Below are 12,733 nucleotides of genomic sequence, written 5' to 3' on the forward strand. Positions count from 1 at the left end.
ACTTCTCTTTGGTAATCGGGTCAGTGTACTCAGTCCACAACTCTTCTGATTTTAGCCTTAGTATTTTGTAATATAAAAACTCAGCCTGGCATTCCATTTTTATACCAATCTTAGTTTTATCAGAATTAAATTGCCATTCTCCAAACGAGTCATACAATTGATCAAATAATAGCCCCTTTACCATTACATTTCCATCCTTAGTAATTACGATAATAAATTTATCACGTTCATTTTTACATGCCTGATCACATGGATTTTCAGTACCGTTGGTAAAAGATTTTTCAATTTTCCACACGTTAGCCGCTCTGCTTTTTTTAGAAGCAAGGCTGATTTTTGGGCCATCATCATACTTACAAGACGAGACTGCCCAAACAAATGTCACTACCACAGCAACTGCAACTATTTTAAAAGAACATATACATAAAAATAACTTTTTCATTTTCAAAGAATTCTGTATACAACGATATTTTTGGTTATTTTATTTCCTGATATTGTTTCATATGAAGCGGTTAATGATACGCTATATGTACCAGAAGTATTGTAAGTTACTGTCGGATTTTGCTCCGTTGAGCTTGAGGGTGTACCTCCGGGAAAAGACCAACTCCATTTGTTTGGACAATTAGCAGATATATCCTGAAAATAAACGATTAGACCTGCGCAAATTGAAGTTGCTGAGAGATCACTTACGGGAGCAACAGACCCAACACAACCCTGCGAACTTAATAAACTTTTTCTAGGGGTTATTATTGCAGTTGCTCTCATTCTTTCTTTTTGTCCCTGTACAAATTCAGTTCGTAAAGGACAATAGCTCATATAATTAGCGCTTACTAAACTCAAACTTCCACCTGTACAGGAATTAGTGCCGGTGCATCCATCATCTCTTTTATGCGGATGGGTTTCACAAACTTTATCTCCATCAACTGCGCAATTGACATTTGCAGGACATTGGCCACCATCACCATCTCCTTCAAACGTGTGGTAAAGAAAGAAACCGTGAGCTAATTCATGGGTTAGGGTATTTCTTGAGTATTTCATGTAATCGTAAGCAATCACAGTTCCATCGTAAATGTTTCCCACCGTTGGATAATATGCATATCCGGCAGCTAACCCAATCTTATTGACAACCCAAATATTATAGTAATCTGTATAAGGCCAAATGCTTAAATCTTTAATTGCAGTTTCAGATTCTCCTGAGGGATTTGCAGTTTCATGGTATATTCCGTTTGCCGCATAATCTACTACAACCCTTCCATCCACTCTGTTAATACCGGTCGTAGTATTGCAGTTAGAATCTCTTACTGCCAAACAAAACTCAATTTCAATATCTGTTCCTATTATGTTCCTGAAACGGTCATTAAGGCCATCAATCGCTCCTTGTATTGTAACATCACTTATATTAAATATCCCATCTTCAATAACATGAACAACAACGGGTATTGTATAAACAGCAGGAAGTATTTTATGCTTTGATGGGTTTTGAAGAATAGATTGTATTTGTTCTTCAAGGGAAAGAATTCCCGCCCTGTAAACCGGATCGGTTTGCATTAACATTTGATGGATGGCGTCTGTACCGCATTCTCCAAAATTATCGTAGGAATTATCAATATTTTGAGCATTAATTAAAAAGTAATTGATGAATGTTGATAGTATAATGAATAGTATTTTTTTCATAAAAATTTAAATCATTATTTAAAACAAATTTAAAAATAAAGTCGTTTTCAGCAGTAAAAAAAATCCTTGAATAAGTATTCATGTATTCAAGCGCTCAGGTGAACACACGAATATTTGAACAGATGAACACAATACTCGAAATTCGAAATCCGAAACTCGAAATCCGAAACTCGAAATTCGAAATCCGAAACTCGAAAGTTTGATTTTAGACAATATCTTGCTAATAGTGACTTTTTAAGTGCCTATCTTATTGCTCCCAATTCCTGCAGCTATCACGGCAAACACAGGAGCAAATAATACACCTATAATGGGTACAAATAATAGAATGTTAAAACTTAAGCCATTCCCAAGCGCAAATCCTTTATGTTCCCATATCATTATGCTGCTTTCTTTTGCCGAAAGTCTTTTAAATTCATTGCGGTAATCTATCATGGCAAAACCGTAAAAATAACTCTCAATAATGATGATGAAAATTGGAACCAATGGCAACAGAAAAGGTATAAACAATAACAGGTATATCAGGATTGTAAGTGTGAGTTCCTTACCCAAATTCTTTAATGCAATTCCCATTCCCCTTAAAACATCACCTATAAATCTTGAAAATACAAACGGTACAGTGGTACCGGAAATAATCTCTTGCGTTTTTTCGGAAATAAACGCAAGTACAGGCGCCATAATGATCAGTACTAAATAACGATAAAACTTAAAGTATATAAGAAATGTAATGAATCTTATTATGATTAAAATGATAATTTGAATTATTCTTCTAATTCCTTCATCAATTTGGTTTACCCCCATCTTCTCCGCGATAAAATCTGTTAGTTCACCTGCATAGATCCAACCCAAATAACATGCTGTGATAAACAACACAATATTGATTAGAGCAGGGAGAATAAGAAATTTCCACAATTTATGTTGGTTGATAAAACTTATAGCATCAAAATAGGTGGTGATTCCAAGGAAGAATTCTTTTAAGAATGACATGGGTTCTGGATACTAGTGTAGCGACAAATTAGTTTTGCAACATTAATAGCAATAAATAGATCCTTTTCGTTATAAATCAACAAATGGTTATATGGTTATATGGTTATATGGTTATACCTGCCTGCCAGTAGGCAGGTAGGTGGTTAAATAGTTGGTGGTTAGATGAAAGAGTTACTAATCTCAAAGGTTAAATTCCTAGCTATATTGCTGGCAATTTAGTGCCATAAAACCATATAACCATATAACCATATAACCATATAGCCATATGACAATCTTAACAATTGGCCAACCCCAGTCATTGCCTACTGCCACTACAGACCGTCTAAACTATCTTTCCATCCTTTATTTCCAACTGTCTATCTGCCATTGCTGCTAATTTCCTGTTATGAGTTACAATCACAAAAGTTTGTGTTAATTTATCTCTAAGTCTGAAGAATAATTGATGCAAATCTTTAGCATTTTTTGAATCCAGGTTACCGCTGGGTTCATCAGCAAAAACAATGGAAGGATCATTGATCAGTGCCCGTGCAACAGCAGTTCTTTGCAGCTCTCCTCCGGACATGTCTGAAGGCTTATGATTTATCCTGTCATTAAGCCCCAAAAAACTTAATAGATCTTTAGCTTTGTTTTCTACATTTTTTGATTTCCCGTTGCCCAAATAACCAGGTATGCAGACATTCTCTAATGCTGAAAATTCGGGAAGTAAATTATGGAATTGAAATATAAAACCAATATGCTGATTTCTAAAATGCGCTAACTTATTTCCCCTCATTGTCAGCACATTTTTTTCGTTGAGTATAACCTGGCCTTGATTCGGGTGATCAAGGAGACCTAAAATATGTAACAACGTACTTTTACCAGCTCCGGAAGCGCCAACAATGGAAACAATTTCTCCCTGATTTACTTCAATATCAATACCATTTAAAACGTGTAGCTCATGATATGATTTATGTATATTTTTAGCTTTTAACATCTAATTTTTTTTGTAGAAATGTTGCATGTTGGAACGAAGTGGAAATCCCCCCTAGTACTCGGGGGGGCAACGTCTTTACAAAAAAAAATAGATTATTTTTCTAAAATCTCAAACTCAGTTCTCCTGTTTAGCTGCCTTCCCTTCTCATTATCACTGCCGTCAGGATTTTCATTTGGCGCTATGGGTTTTGCAAAACCATACCCTACGGCTTTCAACCGGTCTGTAGCTACTCCACTTTTGGTCAGATGATCAACCACAGTTTGTGCCCGGTTTTCCGACAATTTCTGATTATATTCTTCAGTTCCCCGGTTATCAGTATGCCCTGATATTTCAATTTTAAGATCAGGATATTCTGTCAATAATTTATACAATCTTTCAAGCTCCAATACCGAGTTTTGCCTTAATGTCGCTTTATCGTGATCGAAGAAAATATTTCTCAGCACGATCTTCTTCCCTATCTCTATTTTCTTAAGCTCAATATTTTTTTCAACCTCCTGGTAAGCCATAGACGCCAGGAGGTTAAAATTTTCGGAATGGAATAAATAACCATCCCTTTTAACCGCAATTCCATAATTTCTGCCGGAAGGCAGAGAGATCAGGTATTGACCGGTTTTAGTATTAGAAGTTAATGTACCTATTACTACACTTGAATCGTTATCTACAATCTGTATTTCAGCCTCCAAAGGCTCATGCGTTTGTTCATCGGAAATAATACCCTTTAAAATTGTTAGGTTTTTTGTGGGTTTGGGGAATTTGATCACATAGATATCATTATCCCCTTGTCCGTCACCACGAGCAGAGGCATAATATCCATGCTCTCCACTGGCAGATAAAACAAAATACACATCATCATAAGGAGTATTGATAGGATAACCAAGATTTTTTGGTCTGGAAAAGCTACGTCCTGAAAATGTAGATTCAAAAATATCGTAGCCCCCCATGCCTCGCTGCCCCTTTGAACTAAAATATAATGTTTTACCGTCAGGATGAAAAAAAACACCCTCTTCATCATAAATGGTATTTATTTTCGAGGCAAGCCTGGGTTTGGTCCATTTAAGGTCCTTCTTTTTACACCAGTAAATGTCTTTCCCCCCTACTCCACCGGGCCTGTTGCTTACAAAAAATAAATATTGCTCATCTGCAGAAAGCGTTACAGATTTTTCAGCATGCGAAGAATTAATACCGTCCGGTAAAGGATCTGCCGGAGGCCATTCATAACCGTCTATTTTAGAAATATGCAGATCTCCTCCATCTGCCTTAGCATCGTTAAAGAGGAATAATTTCTGCCCATCCGCACTCAATCCAACCACTGACTCGTGTGATTCCGAGCATAAAGGCGGTCCAACCGGTGAAGCTTCCAGCCATGTACCATTAAAATTGATCGTTACATATACATCTTCAAAATACTTTCCATCATTAGGATCTTTCCCTCCTCCAGTAGTATTTGCCCGCCTGGAGGTGAAATACATTACTGCTTCATCAGCGCTGATCACCGGTCCATATTCAGGGTCTGCCGAATTTACGTTTACACCTAAATTTTCAATCTTGACATCTACGGGGTTTAGAAACAGCTTTTTTGCCGTTTTACATTCTGTTATCCTTTGCGTGATCAGGTATCTTAATTTTTCTACTTTTACTTTTGACGAAAATGACAAAACCCGGTCTTCCCTAACTATTTTAGCTACTATTCTTGTCATTTTTCTCACATTTAGTTCCTTTCTTTTTGAGAGCTGGCTATAATATATCAAGTATTCTTTTTTTGCATTATCAAATTCATAGTTAAACTGGTAAGCTCTTGCCAGCAAATAATGTGCTTCCGGATTTTCGGGGTCTGATACTGCTTTTTGAAGATAAGGGATGGCTTTGATCTCATCACGCATATTAAAATAACATAAGCCGATCTTAAAGTTCAAAGAAGGATTTTCCGTGTCTAATTCGTTTGCTTTTAAAAATAGTTCGAGAGCTGTATTAAAATCAGGTAAAATTTGCTTGAATATTTTATCGGCTTTCTTTATATTGTTGGCAGCTTCCTTTATACCACTTGCTGTTTCTTGTGCAGAGATATTAAAAAAAATCAGACTCGAAAATATTACAGTAAACATGCTTGCTTTCATAGGTTTGTTAGTTTATTCTCGAATTTTTAAATTTCCTAATCTAACCTCGGGCAGGGAATAGGTTTACCTTGTTTAGCTTTTGAGAAAGGGAAAGCCGCAGAAAGAGAAATCTCAGGGCCACCTTTCAGCTTACTTGCTACGTTCAATCCCGAAACATTGATATCATAGCTCAGTCCTATGTTAAAGTTCTCATAACTAAACTTCAAAACCATCATAATGGCGTCTCCAAATCGGTACCATGCACCTAAATACAGGTAGCTTTGTGTTATATATACATTCTTATCAATGATGTTATATTTCACAAAAGAGCCGATACTGGTCGTAAAATTGGTTCCCTGCTTTAAAATGAGAAAACTGGGTAATACGTTAAGCTTTTTATTGATCTCAAGCTGCCCGCCCCCTGTGATGTGAACATTTCTTTTCAACCTGTCGCTTTCATCTAAAAAAGATTGCCTGGGTTTATTGATGTGGTGCAATGAAATTCCTCCATAAAGATTAAGACTTTTGTATTGAGAATCATAATACCATAACAGACCTGAAGCAATATCAAAATAAGTCAGGTTATCCAGTTTAAAATCTTCTCCGGTAGACAAATCCTCATCAAAGTCAAAACCATCCCACTGATTGTCAAATTCAAGGTTAGAATAATCAATACTTCTTTTTACAATTCCCGGATGCGCGCTTAACGCAATAAATTGTTCTTCATTCAATTGTTTATGAAATACGAGCGGAATGCCAAAATGTAAGGTATTTAGTCTTGAATTTCCTGCTTTCTCGTTGATAAATACGATGCCTGCTCCTGTATAATCATATCGATTAAGCTTACCTTTAAGCATAGAGAAGTCAACAGTAAGCGCCAGGGTATTATAGGCCTCCCCTATGCTATTCCATTGGTTACGATAATTCAGCACAATACGCTGGCTTCCGTTAAATCCACCGGTGAATGAGGGGTTTACAATTATTGGGGCTTCAAAGAATTGTGTAAAATGGATATCCTGAGTGTAACACAGATTACACAGGTTAATGAAGATTACACAGATTACGATTAATTTTTTCATAGTAGTAATTATGTGTTAGTCGTTATTGGTTATTCAAACAATGAAGGAATAACTATCCCAACATTTTTATCAATTCCTTTGAAATCAGCAGGGTTGTTTGTGATTAAATCAGCATTTAACATACTTGCTGTTGCCAGTATTATAGCGTCAGGTATTTTTATTTTACTCTGTTGTCTATAATTAACAACCTTATCTGTAATTTCCCAATTTGTATGGAGAATCTCCATTGAATTTAAGAATTTTTTAATCAAAACCCTTTCTTCCTTATTTTTAAACTTGAACCCTAAAACTTCCATATATGATATAGCAGAAATGTATATTGCTTTATATGTCTGACACGTTTTTCTAAAGTCCAGCGTTTCTTTGGAAAAATAAATCAATATATTACTATCCAATACGGCTTCACTCCCATTCATCTCTTATCTTTTTTTGCCAATTAACCGGGTTTTCAATACTATTAAAGACATTTTTAGCATATATTTTTTTTAAAAGTTTCTCTATTTCTTTCATATTGTAATTGATTTGGACATTTTTATCCCTATCAACTTTAATTAGAATTTTGACCTTTTTATTATTAACGTCCTCAGTGATATTTTTAGGAATTTTGATGATTCCGTTTTCCACCTGTGTCTCAAACTCTATTGTTCTCATAGCTTTTCGTAATTTTTCAGGTTAAAAGTATTCATTCCATCAAAATTTAGAATAGAGCCTAAAAGTTTAATGTCTAATTTCCAAATTAACGTATCAGCGTAACATCTCCTTTCAAAAATTTCTCATTTTCATTTGTAAATTTCACATCTAAATAGTAAAAGAATACAGCCGAATTAAGCTTTTTCCCTTTTTTCTTACCATCCCACCCTTCGCCAACGATGCTTCCATCCTGACCACCGGTAGGGGGATTATTGCTTTCATATTCAAATACTTTTTCGCCCCACCTGTTGTATATGGTAAATTTCACCTTCACAATATTGCGCCCCCTGACATAAAGAATGTCATTCATACCATCTCCGTCAGGCGTAAATGCGTTGGGAACCCAAACATGACACTCTCCAAGCGGGTCAACATCAACCCAAACAGTGTCTATGATCATACATCCATTAGCGTCTCTTACAGTATCAATATACATACCTGCCATCAATTTCCCTATTGTTATAGTATTGGTATCAGTTTGTACAGAGAAAGGGTATAAAAAATAATTATATGGCTTTGTGCCGCCATTCACCTTTACCGTTATTGAGCCATCTTCCGCTCCAGTGCAGCTTGCGTATGTACTGCTGTTTGTGTCACTTAGAGGTGCAGCCGGCTGGGTGATCTCAATACTATCCTGTACAAAACATCCCAAACTATCTGTTACTGTTACGAAATATATGCCGGCTTTAAAATCACTAACTGTACTGGTTATATCAATAATTGCACCTGATAAATCTTTCCATTGGTAGCTATATTGAGGGTTACCACCACTCACAACTATTGACGCGCTGCCTGTATCTCCACCAAAACAAGGTATATTAGTAATATTTATAATACTAGCGGTTAATTTAATTTTTTCAAAAAATGTAATTGTTGAAGCACTGCTGCAATTATTGGTATCTGTTACTGTTACTGTATAAACACCGGAACATAAACTATCAACCAATGGCGTTGTTTCGCCATTGTCCCACGAATACGTAAAAGGTTCATCTGACCCGATGGCATCTACCAGGGCGCTCCCGTCACAAATCCCGTTACAGGTTACCGAATCTACTGCATCTGTAGAACCATTGATGGAGGAAGAAAGCCCGCCAAAAACTACGATCGTCACAGAGTCAAAATCAAAACAGTTATTCCCTAAACCTACCGTTACATAATAGGTGGTGGTTGCTAATGGATTTGCAATTGGATCGGAACAGTTTGTACAACTTAAACCTGTAACCGGACTCCAAGTGAAGGTAGTACCTCCACTTGCTGATAAGGCCGTACTATCAAATTTACAAATAGAATCATTCACTCCGGCTTCTGCTGTTGGCATTGTATTTACATTTACGGTTACCGTAGTATCTCTTGCACATAGTCCGTCAGAAGCAGTAACGCAATAATAAGCAGTATCTGGCGGACTCACCGTAATTGTTGAATCTGTACTGATAGTATTAGTATCTCCGCATATCTTCCACGTATAAAACTGGGCGCCTGTAATAGTTAACACAGCAGAATCGCCCTCACAAATAGAGGCAGGATTGACAGTGATGGTTAATACGGGATTCACTGTGAGTACCATAGAATCGCTATCAATACAACCATTGCTATCGGTTACCGTTAATATAAATTCAGTGTTAGAGTCAGGAAAAGCAACAGGCGTTGCTATGGTACAGTTATCCAGAAAAACACAGGGACTCCAGTTGTAAGCGCCTCCTGTACCTGCCCCGGTACCAAGTAATTGTATTGAATCACCAAAACATATTTTTACATCTCCCTGAGCATCTGCTTCAGGCAACAGGTTAACGGTTAGTGTAACATCAAGCGTATCAAAACAGCCGCCTCCGACTGTTCCAATAATTACCGTATAGGTAGTAGTAGTATCCGGATAAGCTAAAGGAGCAGCAATGGATGTATCACTCAAAGTCGTGGATGAATACCAGCTAAAGAAATTTCCACCTGAAGCATTTAAGGTTGTAGTATCGCCAAAGCAAATAGCTGTATTCGGTCCAAGAGCCGGCACATTTACATTAACTGTAATGGTATCGGTGTTATAACAAGCGCCATTAAAGGCAGTGATGTAATAATCTGTAGTGTCTGAAGGATTTACTGTAATGGATGAGGAATCTATGCCTCCACCCGATGTTGTATCTGTAAGGATAGTATCCAATGGCGGGAGATTTACCATCCACCAATAGGTATAGCCCACACTATCCGTAACTGTTAACACAGCGCTATCTCCTAAACAAATCCCTATGTTGTTGGCATTAATATTTATCGGGGGATTCACAAAAATTATAACAAAATCTAACCCTATGCATCCAATACTATCGGTCACAAACACTGTATAGGTAGTAGTAACTACGGGTTTTGCCCAGGGATCAGCAATACCGGTATCACTTAAAGTAGAATCATAACTCCAGGCATAAGCAAGTCCTCCACTTGCTGATAATTGTATCGAATCGCCAAGGCAGATAACTTCATTTATCCCTGCATCAGCGGGTACTATATTTAGCTTTACAGCTAATCTTATGGTATCATTATTGCAACCCGTAATTTCACTCACAGATAAAAGGCCACCTGTTGTATCTGCCCATTGCACCGTGACCGTATTAGAAGTACTGTCTGTTAAAATTGTTCCTCCCACAATATCCCAACTATACAGCGATCCACCTGCAAGCGCATCCACCGTATAGTTGGCAGTTTCGTTTGCACATAATGTATCTATTCCCAGTATCTGGCTTATCCCCTGGTAGGGCAGCACATTAATGGTATATACGATATTGGTAGCTTTTGGCGGACAGCCATTATCGGATAATGCAACGTTAAACAAATAAGGTACAGCACTGGCCTGCCCACAGGAAGTTTTCCAACAAAATGTAGTACTTGCAATACTGTCACCCTGAACATCAGGTAAAGTAGCCGGAGGATTCACAATCAAACTATCAAAAATAAATCCATTACTTGCAATGAATACGCTATCACCATCCGGATCAATTCCTTCTACACAGAAACATAAGGAATCTCCTTCTTCAATGTTATATACATTCTGTCCGCATCCACCAACTTGTACAGGGTTTGGCGGGGCTTGTGGCGGACAAGTAATCACAACAAACTGAATTTCTCTTTTGATAATGCCTATTAATATACCGTTTCTGTATTCCCTTACTTCTACAGCCACTACGTATAGACACTCGGGTGTACAAAGACCGGGATCACATGCCATAAAGGTGGTTAATCCGGTTGAAGCATTGATGTCAATATAACCATTTGGACCAAAGGGATATTCTATATTAAATGGCGGTACATATAACGCAGTGTCAAGAGGTATAACAATATTTGCACCCGGAGCTTGATTCAGAGGATTACTAAATGAAAAAATTAACAAGTCTCCATCTACATCCGTTGCAGTATTAAAAACAGTGGTCGTATCACATAAACACAGAAAGGGTGTTGCAATATCAGTAAATGAAGGGGAACTGTTTTGGTAATACGTTGGAGGAATAAATGCGTACCAGGTACCACTATTTGGTACTAAATTTTCCAGGTCACTGTTCCTGCAGCAATTACCGGTTGTGATGTGATAACCTTTGAGGCTTGGCGGAAGCTCGATGATAGCACAATATTCACATAACTCAACTGCATAAGGAAGAGGGGTAAGGGGGGGAATACATTGTGCCGGTATAGTTGGAGGCCATATAGACCCTGACTGAGTTATTGTAATGGGCGAACCTGCAATTTGAGGTAAATTAACAAAATTCAACGGATTACCATCATCATCTTCATAAATTCTTATAGGTACAGAACCCGGACAGTTAATTCCTCTATCATCCCTGTAAAAGAAAACACAGATCCGGTATTGCTCCATCCCGGTAATTGAATTAAAGCCAATATATTCATAAGTCATCTCTCCACCCATGATATGGGAAGCTTTTACCTCAATGTCCGCGACAAAAACGTACAAGGTGATGAGTAATAAGATTGGTTTAAATAAATTTTTCATGATCTTAAGTTAATATTTTTATAGTAAGTTAAACTATTTTAATATTTTAAATTAATCTCTTTTTTTATCAATAAGATTTTTGTTAAAAAGGGTAAAAACAAATGCAATGGTAATAATAATACCTAATACAATAAATATAATACCTAAGTTTGTCATGATTTTACCTCCTTTCCGTCTAAATAATAAGCATATAGGAAACATAAAATCTTAATGAAGCACAACCTTCCTGACTAACTGCTCTACTCCATTATTAATCTTAAGCACATACAGCCCCTTCGGCAAATTTACTAAATTTATTTCTTTTTCATAAACTGAATCTACCGTTATTTGCTCATTAAATACGATCCTGCCCAGCATATCCATCAGCATCACGTTCAAATCTTTCTTACCTTCAAATGCATAATCAATGGTAAAAGAATTGCTCGTTGGATTGGGATATATCAATAAAGTCTCACTTTGATGTAAATCTTCAAATACGCTCACAGGTTTAGTACAATTCCAGTTTAGTTCAAAGCCGGCTCTCTGTGTCACAGAATCAGTTACCTGACGTATCGTAATGGTACTATCCGTGGAGGTAATCATTCCTCCGTTAGGAAGTGATGTGCCATTGTATTGGCCTATCAAAGGACTTAGGATGTCCGGCCCGTCATAAATATACAAATAATCATTCGTTAGCTTATGAAACTCAAACGAAATAAATGTTAAGGTTACGGAAGTCGCACCGGATGGTGCAATGGTAACTACCCCATCTGTGTTATTTTGATAATCACCGACCGGGCCGCCACTATCATACAACTTGCCTGCACATGTGGTCAGCTTTGTGGTTGTATTTTGCGGCATTTGTTTTATACAGTTTAAGGTAATGTAGCTGCTTTTTGTCATCGTATCGCTTCCCAAAAAGTTGGTAACTATCAGTGTAACCGTATAAGTACCGGTTTCGTCATAGAAATGAGCGGGGTTGGCAAGTGTGCTGGTGCTTCCGTCTCCAAATATCCAAAGCCAACCAACTGCATTCGTGGAAAGGTCAACAAAGTGCACAGTATCTCCGCAATTATATACTGTTGTATCTGATACCGTAAAATCTGCAACCGGCGCTGAGGTAAGCTCACCAATGATCACACCATAATCTTCTACCTGGGCAAATGTTACGTCTGTGCAAGATGTGAATGAGCCTGGAGAAAGCGCATCTGATGATACACGCATCCGTAACAGGGCATCCAATACTACCGTACTGTCTCCAGGTATGGTAATATCACCT

Annotated in this window: 10 protein-coding genes; all 10 read right to left on the reverse strand. The window is 37.4% G+C overall.

Features of this window, described 5'->3' with window-relative positions; translation table 11 throughout:
• Positions 1 to 439: hypothetical protein (locus FVQ77_15880; GenBank protein MBW8051780.1), on the reverse strand; the 439-nt coding region annotated here is incomplete at its 3' end.
• 2 nt (positions 440 to 441) lie between these two features.
• Complete coding sequence (locus FVQ77_15885; GenBank protein MBW8051781.1) at positions 442 to 1,671, reverse strand: PKD domain-containing protein; 1,230 nt, start codon at positions 1,669 to 1,671, stop codon at positions 442 to 444.
• A gap of 234 nt (positions 1,672 to 1,905) precedes the next feature.
• Positions 1,906 to 2,655: an EI24 domain-containing protein gene (locus FVQ77_15890; protein ID MBW8051782.1), complete on the reverse strand. Its 750-nt coding sequence runs from the start codon at positions 2,653 to 2,655 to the stop codon at positions 1,906 to 1,908.
• 322 nt (positions 2,656 to 2,977) lie between these two features.
• Positions 2,978 to 3,628 carry an ABC transporter ATP-binding protein gene (locus FVQ77_15895; GenBank protein ID MBW8051783.1) on the reverse strand — a complete coding sequence of 217 codons (651 nt, stop codon included), beginning with the start codon at positions 3,626 to 3,628 and terminating at the stop codon, positions 2,978 to 2,980.
• 92 nt (positions 3,629 to 3,720) lie between these two features.
• Entirely contained in the window at positions 3,721 to 5,742 is a 2,022-nt protein-coding gene (locus FVQ77_15900; GenBank protein ID MBW8051784.1) for an OmpA family protein, read from the reverse strand.
• Positions 5,743 to 5,777: 35 nt separating this feature from the next.
• A complete protein-coding gene (locus tag FVQ77_15905; protein MBW8051785.1) occupies positions 5,778 to 6,800 on the reverse strand; it encodes a type IX secretion system membrane protein PorP/SprF in 1,023 nt (340 codons plus the stop codon).
• Between the two features lie 29 nt (positions 6,801 to 6,829).
• Complete coding sequence (locus FVQ77_15910) at positions 6,830 to 7,216, reverse strand: type II toxin-antitoxin system VapC family toxin (GenBank protein MBW8051786.1); 387 nt, start codon at positions 7,214 to 7,216, stop codon at positions 6,830 to 6,832.
• The gene (locus FVQ77_15915) at positions 7,203 to 7,451 is read right to left on the reverse strand and encodes a hypothetical protein (GenBank protein MBW8051787.1); all 249 of its coding nucleotides are present in this window, start codon (positions 7,449 to 7,451) and stop codon (positions 7,203 to 7,205) included. The genes FVQ77_15910 and FVQ77_15915 overlap by 14 nt, the downstream gene beginning before the upstream one ends.
• A gap of 85 nt (positions 7,452 to 7,536) precedes the next feature.
• Positions 7,537 to 11,475 (reverse strand): T9SS type B sorting domain-containing protein, encoded by a 3,939-nt coding sequence (locus FVQ77_15920; GenBank protein MBW8051788.1) that lies wholly within the window; start codon positions 11,473 to 11,475, stop codon positions 7,537 to 7,539.
• Positions 11,476 to 11,682: 207 nt separating this feature from the next.
• Positions 11,683 to 12,733: T9SS type A sorting domain-containing protein (locus tag FVQ77_15925; protein MBW8051789.1), on the reverse strand; the 1,051-nt coding region annotated here is incomplete at its 5' end.

This window comes from Cytophagales bacterium (assembly GCA_019456305.1).
Lineage (GTDB): Bacteria > Bacteroidota > Bacteroidia > Cytophagales > VRUD01 > VRUD01.